The organism is Nocardia sp. NPDC003482 (assembly GCF_053588115.1).
The window spans coordinates 22,622-41,105 of record NZ_JBSFPI010000030.1; the positions used below are offsets into that span (position 1 = coordinate 22,622).

19 protein-coding genes are annotated in these 18,484 nt (G+C 70.8%); 7 read left to right on the forward strand and 12 right to left on the reverse strand.

The annotated features are described in order from the left end of the window. Window positions 1-180: 180 nt before the first annotated feature. The gene (locus ACWDSJ_RS33335) at window positions 181-1,272 is read right to left on the reverse strand and encodes a calcium:proton antiporter (protein WP_387366835.1); all 1,092 of its coding nucleotides are present in this window, start codon (window positions 1,270-1,272) and stop codon (window positions 181-183) included. Window positions 1,273-1,336: 64 nt separating this feature from the next. Continuing rightward, the gene (locus tag ACWDSJ_RS33340; protein WP_450036701.1) at window positions 1,337-1,975 is read right to left on the reverse strand and encodes a class I SAM-dependent methyltransferase; all 639 of its coding nucleotides are present in this window, start codon (window positions 1,973-1,975) and stop codon (window positions 1,337-1,339) included. A gap of 42 nt (window positions 1,976-2,017) precedes the next feature. Between ACWDSJ_RS33340 and ACWDSJ_RS33345 the strand changes: the two genes are divergently transcribed. Beyond that, window positions 2,018-2,728, forward strand: coding sequence for a VIT1/CCC1 transporter family protein (locus ACWDSJ_RS33345; RefSeq protein ID WP_450036749.1), 711 nt, complete (start codon window positions 2,018-2,020; stop codon window positions 2,726-2,728). On the opposite strand, the gene trpS is transcribed toward ACWDSJ_RS33345, so the two are convergent. Continuing rightward, on the reverse strand, window positions 2,692-3,693 hold the full coding sequence (gene trpS, locus ACWDSJ_RS33350; RefSeq protein ID WP_450036702.1) for a tryptophan--tRNA ligase: 1,002 nt from the start codon (window positions 3,691-3,693) through the stop codon (window positions 2,692-2,694). The genes ACWDSJ_RS33345 and trpS overlap by 37 nt on opposite strands. Before the next feature lie 248 nt (window positions 3,694-3,941). On the opposite strand from trpS, the gene yczE reads away from it, so the two are divergent. Continuing rightward, complete coding sequence (gene yczE, locus ACWDSJ_RS33355; RefSeq protein ID WP_450036703.1) at window positions 3,942-4,565, forward strand: membrane protein YczE; 624 nt, start codon at window positions 3,942-3,944, stop codon at window positions 4,563-4,565. On the opposite strand, the gene ACWDSJ_RS33360 is transcribed toward yczE, so the two are convergent. Both ACWDSJ_RS33360 and ACWDSJ_RS33365 read right to left on the reverse strand, forming a co-directional pair. After that, on the reverse strand, window positions 4,559-5,203 hold the full coding sequence (locus ACWDSJ_RS33360) for a response regulator (RefSeq protein ID WP_450036704.1): 645 nt from the start codon (window positions 5,201-5,203) through the stop codon (window positions 4,559-4,561). The genes yczE and ACWDSJ_RS33360 overlap by 7 nt on opposite strands. Next, window positions 5,200-6,399, reverse strand: coding sequence for a sensor histidine kinase (locus tag ACWDSJ_RS33365; protein ID WP_450036706.1), 1,200 nt, complete (start codon window positions 6,397-6,399; stop codon window positions 5,200-5,202). The genes ACWDSJ_RS33360 and ACWDSJ_RS33365 overlap by 4 nt, the downstream gene beginning before the upstream one ends. Before the next feature lie 128 nt (window positions 6,400-6,527). On the opposite strand from ACWDSJ_RS33365, the gene ACWDSJ_RS33370 reads away from it, so the two are divergent. Then, complete coding sequence (locus ACWDSJ_RS33370) at window positions 6,528-7,478, forward strand: SDR family NAD(P)-dependent oxidoreductase (protein WP_450036707.1); 951 nt, start codon at window positions 6,528-6,530, stop codon at window positions 7,476-7,478. A gap of 59 nt (window positions 7,479-7,537) precedes the next feature. Here ACWDSJ_RS33370 and ACWDSJ_RS33375 read toward each other — a convergent pair whose 3' ends face one another. From ACWDSJ_RS33375 to ACWDSJ_RS33395, 5 genes are all read right to left on the reverse strand, one after another. Continuing rightward, complete coding sequence (locus ACWDSJ_RS33375; RefSeq protein ID WP_450036709.1) at window positions 7,538-8,185, reverse strand: pentapeptide repeat-containing protein; 648 nt, start codon at window positions 8,183-8,185, stop codon at window positions 7,538-7,540. A gap of 5 nt (window positions 8,186-8,190) precedes the next feature. Further along, window positions 8,191-8,811, reverse strand: coding sequence for an NAD(P)H-binding protein (locus ACWDSJ_RS33380; RefSeq protein ID WP_387366859.1), 621 nt, complete (start codon window positions 8,809-8,811; stop codon window positions 8,191-8,193). A 240-nt stretch (window positions 8,812-9,051) separates the two neighbouring features. After that, window positions 9,052-9,996, reverse strand: a complete 945-nt coding sequence (locus ACWDSJ_RS33385) for a M56 family metallopeptidase (protein ID WP_450036710.1) — start codon at window positions 9,994-9,996, stop codon at window positions 9,052-9,054. Beyond that, window positions 9,993-10,364, reverse strand: coding sequence for a BlaI/MecI/CopY family transcriptional regulator (locus ACWDSJ_RS33390; protein WP_387371094.1), 372 nt, complete (start codon window positions 10,362-10,364; stop codon window positions 9,993-9,995). Before ACWDSJ_RS33390 ends, ACWDSJ_RS33385 begins: the two co-directional genes overlap by 4 nt. A 362-nt stretch (window positions 10,365-10,726) precedes the next feature. Continuing rightward, entirely contained in the window at window positions 10,727-11,164 is a 438-nt protein-coding gene (locus tag ACWDSJ_RS33395) for a hypothetical protein (protein WP_450036711.1), read from the reverse strand. A gap of 85 nt (window positions 11,165-11,249) precedes the next feature. Between ACWDSJ_RS33395 and ACWDSJ_RS33400 the strand changes: the two genes are divergently transcribed. Next, window positions 11,250-12,038: a helix-turn-helix domain-containing protein gene (locus ACWDSJ_RS33400; protein WP_450036712.1), complete on the forward strand. Its 789-nt coding sequence runs from the start codon at window positions 11,250-11,252 to the stop codon at window positions 12,036-12,038. Here ACWDSJ_RS33400 and ACWDSJ_RS33405 read toward each other — a convergent pair whose 3' ends face one another. Then, window positions 12,039-12,959, reverse strand: a complete 921-nt coding sequence (locus ACWDSJ_RS33405) for a LysR family transcriptional regulator (protein WP_450036713.1) — start codon at window positions 12,957-12,959, stop codon at window positions 12,039-12,041. It lies immediately after the preceding gene. A gap of 73 nt (window positions 12,960-13,032) precedes the next feature. Between ACWDSJ_RS33405 and ACWDSJ_RS33410 the strand changes: the two genes are divergently transcribed. Next, complete coding sequence (locus ACWDSJ_RS33410) at window positions 13,033-13,686, forward strand: PadR family transcriptional regulator (RefSeq protein ID WP_450036714.1); 654 nt, start codon at window positions 13,033-13,035, stop codon at window positions 13,684-13,686. 186 nt (window positions 13,687-13,872) lie between these two features. Continuing rightward, window positions 13,873-15,048, forward strand: a complete 1,176-nt coding sequence (locus ACWDSJ_RS33415) for an FAD-dependent oxidoreductase (RefSeq protein WP_450036716.1) — start codon at window positions 13,873-13,875, stop codon at window positions 15,046-15,048. A 288-nt stretch (window positions 15,049-15,336) separates the two neighbouring features. Here the strand turns inward: ACWDSJ_RS33415 and ACWDSJ_RS33420 are convergent, their stop codons facing one another. Continuing rightward, window positions 15,337-17,373 carry a DHA2 family efflux MFS transporter permease subunit gene (locus ACWDSJ_RS33420; protein ID WP_450036717.1) on the reverse strand — a complete coding sequence of 679 codons (2,037 nt, stop codon included), beginning with the start codon at window positions 17,371-17,373 and terminating at the stop codon, window positions 15,337-15,339. A 196-nt stretch (window positions 17,374-17,569) separates the two neighbouring features. On the opposite strand from ACWDSJ_RS33420, the gene ACWDSJ_RS33425 reads away from it, so the two are divergent. Beyond that, window positions 17,570-18,448: an oxidoreductase gene (locus ACWDSJ_RS33425; RefSeq protein ID WP_450036718.1), complete on the forward strand. Its 879-nt coding sequence runs from the start codon at window positions 17,570-17,572 to the stop codon at window positions 18,446-18,448. Window positions 18,449-18,484 lie beyond the last annotated feature (36 nt).

The following is an 18,484-nucleotide window of genomic DNA, read 5'->3' on the forward strand; positions in this document are numbered from 1 at the left end:
TTACAGTAAAGTCGGTCACGGTGTGAGCCTCACCTCTGATCCGAGGGGGCTTCGTCCGATAAGTCCGCAGATCAACGGCTTTCGACGGGCGCGATTCTTCCATTCTGAAACACGTTCCCAGCCGATTCGACTATGGGTGTGACACGGCTCATGCCCGTTTCGGGCTAATTTCGAGCATGGTTACGGGCTCACCGCGAGGAAGACGAACGCGGCCAGCAGGACCAGATGCACGCCGCCCTGCAACAGGGTCGCGCGGCCCGGGACCACGGTCAGCACGCCGGTGACGACGGTCAACGCGAGCAGCACCATCTGGGTCGCGCCCAGGCCCAACGTGAGCGGCGTGGGTATCCAGATCGACGCCAGCGCGATCGCCGGAATGGTCAGCCCGATACTCGCCATGGCCGACCCGAGCGCGAGGTTGAGGCTGATCTGCACCCGGTCGCGGCGCGCGGCCCGCAGCGCGGCCAGCGTCTCGGGCAGCAGGACGAGCAGGGCGATCACCACGCCGACCACCGCGCGCGGCAGGCCCGCCGCGTGCACGCCCTGCTCGATCGACGGCGACACCGTCTTGGCCAGCCCCACCACGCCCACCAGGGCGACCAGCAGCAATCCGCCGCTGCGCAATGCCGTTGCGGCGGAGGGCCTTTCGGGCGTGACCGCGTCGTCGGCCGCCCGTTCGACGGGCAGGAAGTCGTCGCGATGCCGCACGGTCTGGACCATGACGAACAGGCCGTACAGCACCAGCGAGGCCACCGCCGCGAAAGCCAGTTGCGCCGTGGAGAATTCCGGTCCGGGCCTGCTCGTGGTGAAGGTCGGCAGCACCAGGCTCAAGGTCGCCAGCGTCGCGACTGTCGCCAGCGCGGCGCCCGTGCCCTCGGCATTGAACACCGCCACCCGCCGCCGCAACGCCCCCACCAGCAGGGACAGCCCGAAGATCCCATTGCAGGTGATCATGACCGCCGCGAAGACGGTGTCGCGCGCCAGCGACGACGCGTCCGCCCCGCCCGAGGCCATCAAGGTGACGATGAGCCCCACCTCGATCACCGTGACCGCCACCGCGAGCACCAGCGCGCCCAACGGCTCCCCCACCCGATGCGCCACCACCTCGGCGTGCCACACGGCCGCCAGCACCGCGCCCGCGAGCGCGACCACCGGCACGAGCACGGCCGCTCCGGTGGGATGCGCGAACCACGCGTACACCAAGGCGATCGCGGCCAGGAGCGGAACGGCGGTGGTCCAGTGTCGGTCGAGCGCGCGGATCATAATCTCCATCGTCCCAGCGAATGAACAGCTTTCGGACAAAAGAGACATTCGTCGCTTCGCGACGCCGGTTGTATCAGTCCTTGCGCGCGAGGAGCAGATGCCCCTTCATCCGGCTGTCGGGCACCTCGCGATGCTCGACGGCGAGGCCGGATCGTTCCAGGACGGCGGCGATCTCCGCGGGCGGGCGCAGGGTGAAGCGATGGTCGGTGAACGGCAGCGCGGCCATGGCGTCGGGGTCGCCGATGGCGACGACCGCCCGACCGCCGGGGCGCAGGACGCGGGCCAGTTCCGCGGCGACCGGGGTGAGGTCGGGGACGAAGTAGACGGTGTTGGCGGTGATCAACGCGTCGAGGCCGGCGTCGGCCAGCGGCAGTTCGGTGAGCGAACCGGTGAGCAGGCGCAGGCGGCCCGCGCCGACCTCGGAGACGAACCGGGAGCGGGCGCGGGCGACCATATCGGGGGCGAGGTCCACGCCGTGCACGGTCCCGGTGTCGCCGACGCGCTCCAGCAACAGCGAAAGTCCCACGCCGCCACCGAATCCGACGTCGGCGGCGTGCTGCCCGGCGCGGACGTCCGCGGCGCGCACCGCGGCCTCGATGAGCCGCCGGTTGGTCCGGTTCAGCAGCAGCGCCACCCCCTTGCCGAGCACTCCGTGCGGGAGACCCAGCTGACCTGCGAGGGCTGCGGAAACGCGGCCGAGAACGGGGTTCACGGATGCGATGCTAATCGGCCTAGTCTGCTTTCCGTGGACGAGATCAGCGACGAAACGCATCCGCACGAACCGCACGGCGCGGGGCTGGGCTCGCGGCTGAACTGGTTGCGCGCCGGGGTGCTGGGCGCGAACGACGGCATCGTGTCCACGGCCGGGCTCGTGGTCGGCGTGGCGTCCGCGACCGCGAGCACCACCCCGATCCTCACCGCGGGCGTGGCGGGTCTGGTCGCGGGCGCGCTCTCGATGGCGGCCGGGGAGTACGTGTCGGTCAGCACCCAACGCGACAGCGAACGGGCGCTGCTGTCGAAGGAGAAGCGGGAACTGGCCGAGGAGCCGGACTACGAACTCGCCGAACTGGCCGAGATCTACCGGCGCAAGGGGTTGTCCGAGGCGACGGCGCGGCGGGTCGCGCAGGAACTCACCGCGCACGACGCCTTCACCGCGCACGCCGAGGCCGAATTGGGTTTGGATCCCAGGGAACTCACCAACCCGTGGCAGGCCGCCTTCTCCTCGGCGGTGTCGTTCACCCTCGGCGCGCTGTTGCCGCTGCTGGCCATCCTGCTGCCGCCGCCGACGTGGCGGGTGCCGGTGACCTTCGCGGCGGTGCTGGTCGCGCTGGCGGTCACCGGATCGATCAGTTCCCGGCTCGGGGGCGGCAATCCGCGCCGGGCGGTGGCGCGGGTGGTGATCGGCGGCGCTTTGGCCATGGCGGTCACCTACGCGATCGGGCAGATTCCCGGGGTCTCGGCGTAATCGAGCAGGCCGATCGCGGCGCGCGCGGCACGCACCTTGGGCCGCGCGACGCGCCGGGCCGCGGCGGCGCCCGATCCCAGCAGTTCGCTCGGGTCCGCGGCGGCGAGTTCGGCGTATCGGCGCTGGATCGGCTCGAGCACGGCGATGACCGCGTCGGCGACCGCGCGCTTGAGTTCGCCGTAGCCACCGAAGGTTTCGGCCGCGGCCTCCGGGGTCACGCCGGTGCAGGCGGACAGGATGGTCAGCAGATTCGCCACGCCGGGCCGGGCGACGGGATCGCAGGTCACCGCGTCGCTGGTATCGGTGGTCGCGCGCATCACCTTGCGGCGCAGCACATCCGGCGGGTCGAGCAGGCGCAGCGCGCCCGCCGGGGAGACCGATTTGCTCATCTTCGCGGTGGGTGTCGCCAGGTCCATGATGCGCGCCGCCACGGGCGGGTTGACCGCGCGCGGGACCGTGAACACCGGACCGTAGTCGGCGTTGAACCGGACCGCGAGGTCGCGGGCCAGTTCGACGTGCTGTCGCTGATCCTCCCCGACCGGCACCTCCTCGGTGTCGTAGAGCAGGATGTCGGCGGCCATGAGGATCGGATAGGTCAGCAGCGACAGCCGAACCCGTTGTCCGCGTGCGGATTTCTCCTTGAACTGGATCATCCGCCGCGCCTCGCCGAATCCGGTCGCGCATTCGAGCAGATAGTGCAGTTCGGTGTGTTCGGGGACGTGCGACTGGACCGCGAACAGGCTCCGAGCCGGATCCACGCCGCAGGCCAGCAGTAGTCTGGCGAATTCGGTTGTGCGCGTGCGAACCTCGGCGGGGTCGTGCGGCAGGGTCAGCGCGTGCAGGTCGGAGACGAAGACGAAGGTCTCGCCGGGGACCTGTGCGCGCACGAGCGGTTCGATCGCGCCGAAGTAGTTGCCGAGGTGCAGATCGCCGGAGGGGGTGAAGGCGGTGAGTCGCCGGGGCATGACAGCGTCCTTTCGGGTCCTGCCACCCGGCCGGGGACGCGCGGGGCCGCCCGAACCGGGCGGCCGTGATGTGGGGTGTGCGTGCGCGGGCCGCCCGTCAGGGCAGCCACCACGCGCCGTGCACACCGATTCGCATGTGCCGAACGCTACCGCCCGGCACCCGCGACCGCCACCGGCTTTTCCGGCCGGTCCAGCGATCGGCGACTGGCTCTGTCGGATGAGGCCAGTACGCCCGCATGCTGAGTGCCATGCTCCTTCGCCGACTCTGCGCGCTGTATGTCGGGCTGTGGCTCTACGGCCTGTCCATGGCGGTGATGATCCGCGCGAACCTCGGGCTCGACCCGTGGGACGTGTTCCACCAGGGCGTCGCCCGGCACGTTCCGATCAGCTTCGGCACGGTGACCGCGCTGACCGGGGTGGCCGTGCTGCTGGCCTGGATTCCGTTGCGGCAGCGCCCCGGTCTGGGCACGATCAGCAATGTCGTGGTCATCGCGATCTCCGTCGACGCCGGGCTGTGGCTGCTGCCGCAGTGGCACGCCCTGGTTCCCCGGGTGCTGGCCATGTTCGCCGCGGTCCTGCTCAACGCCGTCGCGACGGTCCTCTACATCGGCGCGGGGATGGGCCCGGGCCCGCGCGACGGCCTGATGACCGGCCTGGTCGCCCGCACCGGCTGGCCGGTGTGGGCGGTGCGCACCGGCATCGAGGCGACCGTGCTGGTCACCGGTTTCCTGCTCGGCGGCGGTGTCGGCGTCGGAACCCTGGTGTACGCCTTCGGTATCGGGCCGTTGATCCATCTGCTGATCCCGCTGGCGGATCGGTGGCTGCCCGGCTTCCACACCGACCGGGCCGAACCGGCGGTGGCCGCTCAGTGATCCGGGCGCAGCCCGAGCACCGCGAGCCGAACCCGGTTGCTCGCACCGGTTTTCGCCATCAGATTCGCGATGTGGGTCTTGACGGTGGTGACGCCCACCTGGAGGCGTTCGGCGATCTCGGCATTGGACAGCCCCTGCGAAACCAGGTGCAGCACTTGGCTTTCCCGCTCGGTTAGGTTCGCGCGGGCGAGTGGCGGCGCGGGGGGCGCGGTGCGGGCGTCGACCGCGGATTCGACCACCCGGGCGAGCACCTCCGGCGAGAACGGCCGCTCCCCGCGGGCGGCGCGGCGGATGCCGTCGAGCAGGTCGGTGGGCGAGGCGTCCTTGACGAGGAAGCCGCACGCCCCGGCGGCGAGGGCGGGGTAGAGGTGGTCGTCGTCGTCGAAGGTGGTCAGCGCGAGCACCCGGGTGGCGGGGCGGGCCGCGAGAATCGTTGCGGTGGCGCGGATTCCGTCCATGCCCGGCATCCGTAGATCCATCAGGACCACATCGGGGCGGGTGCGTTCGGCCAGCCGGACCGCCTCGGCGCCGGAGGCGGCCTCGCCGACCACCTCCAGGTCGGCGGCGTTCGAGCACAGCATCCGCAGGCCGGCGCGGACCAGCCGCTGATCGTCGACGAGCAGGACGCGGATCGTCATGCGGGCCGCCCGGGCAGGGTCGCGGTCATCTGCCAGCCGGTGCCGGTCGGTCCCGCGGTGAAGGCGCCGCCGAGCAGTTCGACCCGTTCGGCCAGACCGATCAGCCCGAGTCCGGTGGAAGCGGGCGCGGTCCCGGCGCGTCCGGTGTCGGTCAGCTCGAAACGGGTCTCCGGCCCGGTCGAGATGCTCAGGCGCGCTTCACAATCCGGCCCGGCGTGCCGGACGACATTGGTCAGCCCCTCCTGGGTGAGGCGCAGCAGGGTCAGCGCCGTGACCGCGTCGAGCGCGGACACGTCCCCGATCTCCGCGGTGACGCGCGGGCCGAGCCGCCGGGTACGCGTCACGGCCGCGGCGAGCGCGGCGGGAAGTTCGGCCGGGCCGACGAACGATTCGCCCGTCGCGGCCGGGTCGCGCAGGATCGTCACCAATGTGCGGAGATCCGCGAGGGTTTCGCGGCCGGAGGCGTGGATGTCGTCGAGGACCTCGCGCAGCGCGGGCGGGGCGTCGGGCACGGCGTGCCGGGCGACACCGGCCCGGAGCACGGTCGAGGAGATGTGATGGGCCAGCAGGTCGTGCAGTTCGCGGGCGATGGCGGTGCGCTCGGCGGCCCGCACGGCCGCCACCTCGGCCGCGCGGCGACGGCTCGCCGCGGCCGCCTCCGACCGGGCGCGCCGGACGGTGTCGAGCGCGCCGCGCAACAGACCGCCGAGCAGCAGCGGCAGCCCGGCCATGACGACAGCACGGTATCCGGTCGCGGCGGTGCCGCCCGCGGTGTGCAGCAGATACGTTCCGGCGAGGGCGACCGCGCCCAGCCAGGGCCGCCAGCCGCTCTGTCGCGCGGCCAGTTCCGCGAGCGCGACCGCGGCCGCGACCTTCCCCACGATCGGTCCGGAATCGCCGACCAGGAAGCCCAGCGCCAGCAGTCCGGTCGTCGCCAGCGACGTCGTCGAGGGCCATCGCGCTCCCCCGGCGGTCGCCAGCACCGCGCCGATCCCCAGCGCCCAATCCACGACGGTCGGCGAATCATACAGCGACAGTAGGCATCCCGCGCCCAGCAGGAGCAACACCGGCAGCCGCACGGGCAGCGAACGCTCGTCGAGCAGCCATTCGACCCCCCGCGCGACGGTCGCGTCGGGCGAGCGGATCCCGGCGCGCCCGTGCGGGTGCGCGGCCGCCGTACCCGGGAGATCCACCACGTCCTCATCATGCCGGGTGCGCGGGCGCCTCGTCTCCTCCCAGCGGAGGAGGCGGCCTCGTCCCGGCGGCCGACGATCGGGACCGAGGACGGATTCGCGGGCCGGGGTCGACGGGGATCGTGGTCGGTATGAACGAGACGGACGATCCGACCACCCCCCGCCCGCCGCAGCCCGGACGACGAAAACTGTTGAGCGCCATGGCCGCCACCGGACTCGCCGCCGGAGCGGCCGGGCTCGCGGGCGGGGTGGCCCTGGGCCGGGACGCCGATCCGCCGCCCGAACGACCCAGCGGCCTGCGGCGCTTCGCCGACAAGACGGTGCTCGTCACGGGCGCGACCTCGGGCATCGGCGCGGCCGCGGCCCGGTTGTTCGCGGCCGAGGGGGCGCGGGTGGCGTTCTGCGGGCGCCGCGTCGAGCGCGGGACCGTGGTGGAGCGCGAGATCCGCGCGGCCGGTGGTGAGGCCACCTACCTCCGGGCCGACGTGCTGATCGAGGACGACGTGCGCCGATTCGTGGACGCCGCGGCCGAGCGGTACGGCGGGGTGCACGTCGCCTTCAACAACGCCGGGATCACGATTCAGAAGAAGCTGCACGAGTACAGCGCCGACGAGTTCGACCGGGTCGTGCACACCAATCTGCGCGGGGTGTTCCTCGCCATGAAATATCAAGTCCCCCACATGATTCGGGCGGGCGGCGGCACGATCGTGGTGACCTCGTCCTCGAACGCGCTGGCGACCGATGCCGGGCGCGCGGCCTACACCGCGAGCAAGCGCGCTCTGGTCGGCCTGGTCCAGTCCGCGGCGCTCGACTACGCCGGGGACGGCATCCGGGTCAACGCCCTCGTCCCCGGCACCACCGACACCGACCTGGTCCGTCGCGCCAGCCCGATCGGCGACCTCCCCGACGACGCCTACGAGGTCGCCATGCGCCAGTGGGCCCGCACCAACGTCCCCGGCCTCGGCCGCCTCGCCACCCCCGAGGAGATCGCGTCCTTCGCCCTGACCCTCGCGGCCGCGGACCATCCGTATCTCACCGGGGCCCAACTCGTCATCGACGGGGGCAAGACGGCGCACGCGTAGACCAGTTGTGCTGCGGAATCAATTGTCCCGCGCGATGATTCCGGCGGCGCGGGCCTGGATCAGTTGTCCCGCACAATGATCCCGGCGGCGCGAGCGAAAGCCGGGGCGAGGTCCATCAGTTGGGGGGTGCTGATGGTGGCACCCTTCAGGGCGGCGATACCGGCGACGAGGTCGAGGGTGTGGGCGCCGCGCAGGTCGACCTCATGGAGGGTCGCGCCGTGCAGGGCCACACCCTCGAGGCGGGAGCCGGGGAAGGTCACCCGGCGGAGGGTGGCCTCGCCGAAATCGGTGTCGCGCAGGACGCACTCGGCGAAGACGACGTCCTGGAGCGTCGAGTTGCGCAGGTTCACCGAATCGAATTTGCATCCCTCGAACCGGATTCGGCGCAGCTGGGAGCCGACCGCCTCCACCCCGGACAGCGCCGAATCGACGAATTCGCTACCCAGCCAATTGGATTGGCCGAGATTGGTGCCGACCCAGCGGACATTGCGCAGCCAGACGTCGTCGAACCGCGCGTAGCGCAGCACGCCCCCGGCGAATTCGACGGCGGTGAAGGCGGATTCGCCGAACCGCACGCCCCCGGCGTCGAGATCGGCGAAGGTGACGCCGTCGAGGTGCTCGGACTCGTAGTCCATATCCGATTCCGGCTCGCCCTCGAAGGGCCGCAGATGCCGGGCGTAGGGCAGATCGGCGAGCTCACGGGGCACGCCGGTCACCGCACCGGATCGAAATCGGTCTTGCCGGTGTCGGTGACCGAATACAGCCCCGGCGCGAGATCGACGGCGATGACCGTGCGGGCCGCGGCCTCGTCGATGTGGATGCGGGGCGGATCCGGATAGGCGGTCGGATCGGGGTAGTAGGTATCGGGACCGAAGAACTGGCCGTAGCGCAGCACCACACCGTCCGCCTCGAGCACCGACTTCTCCAGGTACTCCTTGGCGGCCTGGCCCTCGCCGCTCATCTCCCACGCCACGCTCTGCGCGAGCACCCGCCGCACCCCCGCGGCCTGCGCGGCGGCGAGCAGATTGGCGGTGCCCTCGCGCCGGATGCGGGCATTGGCCGAGCGCCCCGCGGGCAGATTCGCGCTGTCGTCGGGCAGATCGGTGAGCTGATGCATGAGCATGTCGGGGGCGTAGGCGCGCACGGCCCGTTCCAGCGCGTCCGCGTCGTAGACATCGCACACCACGGGTTCGGCGCCGAGCCTCGCCAACAGCTCGGCCTTCTCCGGCGACCGGGTCATCCCCGCCACCTCACATCCGGTCGCGACCAGCAGGGGCGTCAGTCTGGTACCCAGCACACCGCTGGCACCGGCCAAAAAGATCCGCACGCTCACCCACACTATCGAACTCCCCACTCCCCATGCCCGACGCCCGGACCGACAGCCCCAAGACCGCACCGGAGGCGGGAAATCAAGTTCCGCGCCCGGCGCTCGGACCGACAGACGCGACGGCGCGCCACCGCCTGCACAGGGCACGCCACGAAAGTCGTCGCGCGCGACGCTAAATCAGGCAGAGCAGCAGGCCGGAGGCCGCGACGCTAGATCAAGCAGAGCAGCAGGCCCGAGGCCGCGACGCTAGATCAAGCAGAGCAGCAGGCCCGAGGCCGCGCCCACGACCAGTAGCGGGGCGAGGACGGCAACGCCGATGCCGGTCAGCAGGGCGGCGCGGATTCGGCGCAGGCGGGTGCGGGGGGACACCAGGCGTTCGGCGCGGGCGAGGACGTCGGCGCCGCTGGCGGCCAGCGCGCCCGCCGGGGCGACGCCCGAAAGCGCGAGCAGGCCCGACAGCAGGGGCTCTCGGCCGTGGCGGCGCACGGCGATATCGTCGGCGGACATCTCCAGCAGCCGCGCGACCTCGCGGGCGCCCACGGGAAACAGACCCACCCGGGCGAAGGTGGCGGCCAGACCGCGAGTCACGGTGAGCAGCAACGGATGTCGCCGCATCAGGTGCGCGTGCTCGTGCGCCAGGACCGCGGCCAGCTCCCGCCGCCGCAGCGCCGCGACCGCACCGCTGGTCACCACCACCACATTCGGCGAACCGGCCACACAGTAGGCCGCGCGTTCCGCCGAGTCGAGCAGCACCACATCCGCGTAGGAATGCCGGTGCACGCGAGTTCCGGTGAGCCGCAAGGCATCCGCGTGCTCCCGCGCCCGCAGCCGCATACGCACCTGCGACCGGGCGAGCCGCCCGAACAGGATCACCGCGAGGACGGCCGGTACCGCGGTCACGAGGAGCAGCGCGAGCTGGGCGGCGAGCCCCTCGTGTCCGGTGACGATGACCTCCGCCTCGTGCAGCCCCGAGAGCACGAGCCGATCGGCGTGCAGCCAGGTGTGCGCGGCGTCCGCCACCGCGATCAGCACCGCGGCGCCCCACGAGCCGAGCACGCTCCCCATCACCGAGAGCCACGCGGCGACACCGAGATTCGGGTCCACCCCGTGCCGGGTGAGCCGGGGCAGCACGCGGGGCGCGAGGAACGCCATCGCGACCGCGTAGCCGAAGAGTCCGACCGCGACGGTCACGCGCCCTCCGCCAGCCGCCGCAGCGCCGCGCGCAACCGCTCGGACTCCTCCGGGCCGATCTGCTCGACGAAGTGCGCGAGCACCAGTTCGGCCCGGCCGCCGTCGTCGAGGGCCTCACGCATCAGCCGGGCGCTGTGCTGTTCGCGGGTCAGGGTCGGCCAGTAGCGGAACGCCTTGCCCTCGCGGCGGCGCTCGAGCCAGCCCTTGCGGAACAGGTTGTCCATCGTCGACATGACCGTGGTGTAGGCGATCTCCCGCTCACCCGCCAGCTCGTCGAACAGCTCCCGAACCGTGGTGGGCTCGCCGTCTCGATTCCAGAGCCGGTCCATGACCACGGCCTCGAGCTCCCCGAATCCGCGTGTGCGCACTGCACCTCCTCGTCGTGCGGCCGCGCCGGGTGACGGACGACCCACGGGCCATACTATCTACGTAGCCAATCCGTAGGTCCGCTTCGTCCGGCTCCCTCCGACACTTGCGCGACATGAACCAGTCATCTACTGTCTACGTACGTAGATAGTACTTCGGCGTCGCGCGAGCTTCCGGCGCGGCGCGCCGACCGTCACGAGGTGCCCGCGCGATCGCGTCGCGGCCGCCGGGATCTCCCTCATCGGTCCTGGCCGGCCGTTCGGCGATTGGGGACAACAACGCCGCGCGCTCGACCGCGACGCCCGTGACACGCACCGCCCCCGGATCGAGCGCCGGCACGCTCGGTTCGGGGGCGGTCGCCGTCTCAGGCGACGAACTGATGATCGGTCCGGATGCGGCCGTCGTCGGCGAGGGTCAGCACCTCCAGTCCCGATCCGGCCACGCCGCCGTCGCCCCGGGCGCGCATCAGCCACCCGAGGGTGACCGCCCCGCCCGGCTGCCGACGCGCCTCACCGTCGAGTTCGAACGCGAATTCGCCTGCGGCCACGAACCTTTCGTAGGCCCGACCCACCCGCGCGTCGAGCGCGACATGGCCGTGCGCCTCGAGCGACGGCGGGACGACGGCCAGTTCGGCCGCGCTCTCGCGCACGCCCTGCGGCGGGTTGACCAGGACGTGCCGGGCGTCGGGCGACCACAGTTCCCGGATCAGGGCCCGGCGGCGTTCGGCGTCGGGTTCGTTCCATTGGGCGACGTAGCGATCGGCCAGCTGCTTCAGTTCCACATCGGTGAGATCCACGCTCATGCCGTCGAGCCTGGCGAGCCGCGAGCCGATCCGCGATTCCCTCGAGGGTATGGCACGACCGCGCGGCGGCGGTCAGGATGGCGATATGACGACGGCAGTGGCACAACCCGGCCCCTTCGCCCGCGAGTTGCGGCGCTGGCGAGGGCTGCGGCGCTGGAGTCAGCTCGATCTGGCGATCCGCGCGGACACGACCCAGCGCTATCTCAGCTATCTCGAACAGGGCCGCTCCCAGCCCGGCCGCGCGATGGTGGTGCGGCTGGCCGAATCGCTGGGTCTGACGCTCCGCGAGCGCAACGCCCTGCTGACCGCCGCCGGATACGCGCCCGCGTTCGACGAATCCGGCTGGGCGGCACCCGAATTGGGCCCGGTACGCGACGCACTGCGCAGCGTGCTGCACGGGCACATGCCGTATCCGGCCCTGATCGTGGACCGGCACAGCGTCCTGATCGAGGCGAATCCCGCCATGGACGTGTTCTTCGACGGCTGCGCGCCCGAATTGCTCCGGCCGCCGGTGAACGTCCGCCGCCTGGCCCTGCACCCGGACGGCCTGGGGCCGCGCGTACTCAACCTCCCCGAATGGGGACGCCACGTGACCGAAGGACTCCGCACCCGCCTCCGCGTCAGCCCCGATCCCGACCTCGAGGACTTCGTCGCCGAACTGGAGAGCTACCTCCCGCCGACCGACCCCGGCCCCGGCTACCTCGGCTTCGCCGTCCCGCTCCGATTACGCTGCGACACCGGCGAACTACGCCTCATCACCACCCTCACCTCGTTCGCCACCGCCACCGACATCTCCCTGTCCGAACTCCAACTCGAGGCCTTCCTGCCCGCCGACGAGGCCACCGCCCAGATCCTGCGGGAACGCTTCGGCTGATCACCACGTTCGCCCCGCCGCGAGCAGCGCGTCGTGCACGAGATCCACGTGGGCCGAGGCGGGGGCTCCGGCGCGGCGGGCGAGGAAGGCGGTGTTGATCGGGGGATCTTCCGGGTCGAGCAGGGGTACCAGCGTTCCCGAATTCAGTTGTGCGGCAATGAGATAGCGGGGTAGCACGCTGATTCCGCCGCCCGCGGCCACCAGCGCGGCGACCGCCCGGAGGTCCGCGACCACCACCGCGGGTTCGGCGTCGAGCCGGATTCCGAACACGTGTCGCCAGTATCGGCGCAGGATGGGCAGATCCGCGGCGTAGGACACCAGCGGGAGGTCGGCGGAATCGGTTCCCGCGCCGCGGATTTCGGCCGGATCGAGCCCGGCGGCCACGCTCGGCGCGGCGACGAGCAGGAACTCCTCGTCCATGAGCGGTTCGGCCCGCACGGTCCGCCCGCGCGGGCGCACGGTCGAGATCACCAGGTCGTACTGTCCGGCGCGCAACCCGGTCAGCAGATCCTCGGCCAGTCCGGCGGTGACGGTGAGCCGCACGCCCCGCGCGACCGGACCGGCCAGGGCCGGAAGTGCCAGCGCCCCCAGCATTTCCGCGGGCCCGGCCAGATGCACCGGCGGGTGCGGCGCGGGCTCGTCCGCGGCGCCGCCCGCGATCGCCTCCAGCGCGTCCATCGGCCCGGCCAGCCGCACGGCCAGTTCGTCGGCGGCCGAGGTCGGCGTCACCCCGCGCGGCAACCGCTCGAAAAGTTGTCGGCCCAAACGCTTTTCGAGTTCCTGGAGCTGGGTGGTCACCGTCGGCTGGGACAGCCCGACCAGCCGGGCCGCCGCGGTCACCGACCCCGCCCGATACACGGCCAGGAACGTGCGCAACTGCGTCAAATCGAGACCGCCCCCGGCCCCTCCCCTGCCACTCACCCCTCCGAGTGTAGAACGCTACTTGTGTACGAATACTCGTAGACGTATATTCGTTGACGAGCAAGGAGGTGACATGGCGAAACAACGCAAGGTCGGCAATCTGTTGGCCCTGTCCATCCTGGCCACCCTGTTCGAGCGCCCCATGCATCGCTACGAGATCGCGGCCCGGCTGCGCGAGCGCGGCAAAGAAGGCCAGCTGGACATCAAATGGGGTTCGCTGTACACCGTCGTGCAGAACCTGGAGAAGCACGGCTACCTCGAGACAGTCGGCACCGAGCGCGCGGGCTCCCGCCCCGAACGGACCATCTACCGCGTCACCGACGCCGGTCGCGCCGAGACCGAGGACTGGATCCGCGAACTGCTGGCCACCGTCGAACCCGAGCACAGCCGGTTCGTCGCCGGCATGTCGCACTGGATGATGATCCCGCCCGACGAGGTGATCGACCTGCTCGGCGAGCGTCTCGCGCGGCTGACCACCCTGATCACGGCCGAACAGGCCGCACTCGACGAACTCGCGCCCACGCTGCCGCGACTGTTCCTCGTCGAGGAGGAGTATCGGCTCACCATGCGCCGCGCCGAGGCGGAGTGGGTGCGCGCCCTGCGCGACGAACTGGTCTCGGGCACCTTCCCGAACCTGGAGTGGTGGCGGCGGATGCACGCCGAGAACATCGACCCGGCCGAGCTCGTGGAAATGGTCGAGAGAGGGGAGATCGCCGACCCGAATTAACGGATGACACAACGCAACCGGGCCCGGCGAGGTGCGGCAACACCTGCGCCGAGCCCGATCGAAACACCCTCCCGAACCGCATTCGTCGCGAACGAACCCGGACCGAGTTTGGCAACTACAGGATAACCGGGCTCCCCGCACGCGAATCGGATCGGGCAATTCACCCACTCCGAAAGGGAGATTCCCATGTCCATCCGGACCGCTCTGGTCATCGGCGGCGGCATCGCCGGACCCGTGACCGCCACCGCCCTGCACAAGGCCGGTATCGACGCCCGCGTGTACGAGGCGTACCCGGGCCCCGCCTACAACATCGGCAGCTCGCTCGGCTTCCAGCCCAACGGGCTGGCCGCGCTCGACGTCATCGGCGCGGGCGACGTCGTCCGCGAAATCGCCATGCCCATCCGGCATTCGGTGATGGCGTTCGGCGACCGGCGGGTCGAACTGCCCGCCGACCCCGACGCCCCCCTGCAACTGGTCCAGCGCAGCGATCTGCACCGCGTCCTGCACGATTTCGCGGTCGCGGCGGGCGTGCCGTTCGAATACGACAAGCGCCTGGTCGGCGTCGACGAGGGCCGCGACGGCGTCACGGCCCGTTTCGCCGACGGGTCCACCGCGACCGCCGACGTGCTCATCGGGGCCGACGGGGTGAAGTCGTTCGTGCGCACGCTCATCGATCCGCACGCCCCCGACGCCGACTACACCGGCCTGCTCGGATTCGGCGCGATCATCGACAGCCCCGTCGCCGCCGACCCCGAGACCATGTACTTCACCTTCGGCAAGAACGCCTACTACCTGTACTCGCTCATGCCCGACGGGCGGATCGGCTGGGGCGGCAATCTGCCGAGCAAGCGGTACATGACCCTGCGGGAGGCCCGCGCGGTCCCGGCCGAGCAGTGGCTGGCGACGCTGCTCGAGGTCTACGGCGACGACACCCCCGGCGGCGATCTCGTGCGCGCCATCCATCCCGAGGACCTCGAGGTCATCGGCGGCCTGCACATCATGCCGCCCGTACCGAACTGGTACCGCGACCGTATGGTGCTGGTCGGCGACGCCGTGCACGCCCCCTCCAACAGCACCGGCCAGGGCGCGTCGCTGGCCATCGAGAGCGGTATCCAACTGGCCCGCTGCCTGCGCGACTGCGCCGACCCCGCAACGGCTTTCGCGGCCTACGAACGAATCCGCCGCCCGCGCGTGGAAACGATCGCCGCCCGCGGCGCCAAGATCAACCACGCCAAGGCCCCCGGCCCGGTGATGCGCCGCATCATGCCCATGCTGATGCCCGTGGTGTTCCGCGCCGCCAAGGTAGGCGAAACCATGCGCCGCGAAACCGCGTACACCATCGACTGGGACGCCCGCGTGTGAGACCGACGGCCCGGGCGCGCAAAGCGCCCGGGCCCGAGGCCGAACGCCCCTGGCGGACAGCGCGGGAGCGACGGAACGCCCGACTCCGGGGCCAGCCGCCCCGCCCGCAGTGCCTCGGGTCGGACGGCTGGTGCGGGGCCGCCGGTCGCGCCGCTGGGGCGGGAACTTGTGAGGGCCGCAGGTCGAGCGGCGGGGCGGGAACGTGGTGGGGGCCGCAGGCCGGGCGGCCGGGGCGAGAACGTCGTGAGGGGCCGCAGACCGGGCGGCTGGGGCGGAGGGACGCGGGGTTCAGACCACGCGGGCGGGGAGGGCGTCGGGGCGGTCGGCCTCGTCGAGCAGTTTGGCGGCGATATTGGCTACGGCCTGGTCGAGGAGGGCTCGGTCGGCGGGGTCGGCGCAGTCCCAGTCGTCGAGGTAGCCGCACAGCCAGCGTCGCCATGCCTCCTGGACACGTTCGAGTTCGGCCCGGCCCGCAGAAGTGAGTTGCATTGTGTCGCCGTGGAATTCGACGTAACCGTCCGCGGTGACCCGGTCGAACACCGGCTCCAGGACCTCCGGCGGCAGCCGGTGCGCGCGGGCGATCGCCGCGAGCGTCGCGCTGCCGCGCACCCGGTTCAGCATTCGGACCTGACCGATGGCCCAGGCCCGGTCGGGGGTCAACGGGCTGTCGGCGGCGGCCAGGATGCGCGGGTCGGGCACCTCGTCGGTGCGCAGCCGGCGCATCATGGCGGCCAGCGAATGTTCCAGGCGCACAACGCGATCGGAGGAGTCCGGCATCGCGAAACCGGAGCCCACATCGGAGGCGTCGGCGCGCACGGTGTCGCGCAGCGGCACCTGTTTCAGGAACCAGGCCACCACGAATCCGAGCAGCGCCACCGGCACCGCCCAGCGGAACATGTAGGCGATGGTGTCGGCGTAGGCGTCGATGATCGGGACGGCCCGCTCGTACGGAAGCCGGTGCAGCAGTTGGGGACTCCCGGCCGCGGCGGGATCGACACCCGGATCGTTCGCCAACGCCTCGCGCAGATTCGGGGTGAGCCGATTGCTGTACAGCGTGCCGAACACCGACGCCCCGAACGTGCTGCCCAGCGTCCGGAAGAACGTGACCCCCGAGGTCGCGGTGCCCAGATCGGCGTAGGGCACGGTGTTCTGCACGACGATCGTGAGCACCTGCATCGCCAGGCCGAGGCCCAGCCCCAGCACCAGCATGTAGGCCGATTCGGTCCAGAACCCGGTGGTGCGGTCCATGGTCGACATCAGGTACAGACCCAGCGCGGTCACCGCGATCCCGGCGATCGGGAAGACCTTGTACTTCCCGGTGCGCCCGACGATCTGCCCGGAGATGATCGAGGTGATGAACAACCCCACCACCATCGGCAGCGTGCGGAATCCGGAGGCCGTGGCCGACAGGCCGTTGACGTATTGCAGATAGGCCGGAAGGTAGGTCAGCGCGCCCATCATGGCGAAGCCGACGATGAAGCTCAGGATCGAGCACACGGTGAAGGCGTTGCTGCGGAACAGATGCATCGGCAGCATCGGCTCCTTCGCCCGGAACTCCACGAACACGAAGCAGGCCAACAGGATTGCCGCCGCGGCGAACAGCCCGAGGATCGTGGCCGACCCCCAGGGGTACTCCTGCCCGCCCCACTCCAGCCCCAGCACCAGGCAGCTCACCCCGACGGCCACCAGCGCGATGCCCGCGTAGTCGATGACCGGCCGCACCGCGCTGCGGATGCTCGGAATCGCCCGCGCCGCAACGACGATCATGAGGATCGCCAGCGGCACGTTCACGTAGAAGCACCAGCGCCAGCTGGCGTGATCGGTGAACAGCCCGCCCAGCGTGGGACCGATGACGGTGGTCACGCCGAAGACCGCGCCCAGCGCGCCCTGATACTTGCCGCGTTCGCGCAGCGGGATCACATCGGCGATGAGGGCCATCGCCGTCACCATGAGCCCGCCCGCGCCCAACCCCTGGATGGCCCGCGCGACGACGAGCAGGGTCATGCCGTTGGCCAGTCCGGCGATCATCGAACCGACGATGAAGATCAGGCCGCTGATCTGGAAGACCCGTTTGCGGCCGAACAGGTCGCCGAACTTGCCCGCCAGCGCGGTCGCGACGGCCTCGGCCAGCAGATACGAGGTCACCACCCAGGCCAGATGACCCGCGCCGCCGAGGTCGGCGACGATCGTGGGCAGCGCGGTCGACACGATGGTCTGATCCAGGGCGGCCATGAGCATGCCGAGCACGACCGTGATGAACACGACGTTGGCGCGGGTGTGGCTCACGGGGGCGGGCGAATCGGCGACTTCCGCGACACTGGCCATTAGCTCAGTATGTGCTGGGAGCGCCGGTTTCCACGGTAAGACCGCCTGATGGCTTTTCATCCGAGGTTTTCGGAATAGCCGGTTCGGTGCCGAGGATCGTTTTCCGTTCGCCTCTATCGCGCGGAACTTACTTGGCAGTAAGGTTGGGCGCACAGACACTGTTCAGACTGTTCACAATGGTAGTGAGGTCCCGACCATGGCGTGGAAACCCAGCCGGATTGCCGATCAGACCGGGCGCACGTTCGTCGTCACCGGCGCCAACGGCGGCATCGGCAAGCACACCACCAGGCAATTGGCCGCCCACGGGGCCACGGTGGTCATGGCCTGCCGCAATACCGAGACCGCCCAGCGGGTGGCCGACGGCATCCAGGGCGATGTCCGGGTGGAACGGCTCGATCTGGCCGACCTCGCCTCGATTCGCGAATTCGCCGGGCGCATGGGCGAATTCGATGTGCTGATCAACAACGCCGGGCTGATGTACATCCCGTTCGCCCGGACCAAGGACGGCTTCGAAATGCAGTGGGGGGTCAATCATCTCGGGCATTTCGCGCTGACCGGTCTGCTGCTGGATCGCATCGGCGACCGGGTGGTGACGCTGTCGAGCATCGGGCACAAGCAGATGCCGCCCACGCTGCACATCGACGACCTCAACTACGAGCATCGCCGGTATGTGCGCGGATTCGCCTACGCGCAGTCCAAGCTGTCGAATCTGATGTTCGCGCGGGAGTTGCAACGGCGGTTCGAGGAGAAGGGGTCGAGCAAGCGGTCCTACGCGGTGCATCCGGGGGTGTCGGCGACGGACCTGTTCGCGCGGACCGAGACGCCGCTGGACTACATCTCCAAGCCGATGGTCGCGATCGTCGGGCACTCGCCCGCCAAGGCGGCGGAGTCGAGCCTGTTCGCGGCGACCGAACCGGACGCGGATCCGAACGTGTATTGGGGGCCGACCTGGTTGTTCGGCTCGCAGGGTCCGGTCCGGCCCTCGCCGTCGTCGGCGTTGTCGAAGGATCGCGAGCTGTGGCGGCGGCTGTGGGCGGAGTCGGAGCGGTTGACCGGGGTCACGTACCAGTTCTAGGCGGGACCTACCCTCTACGGTCGGTGTAGTAGACAG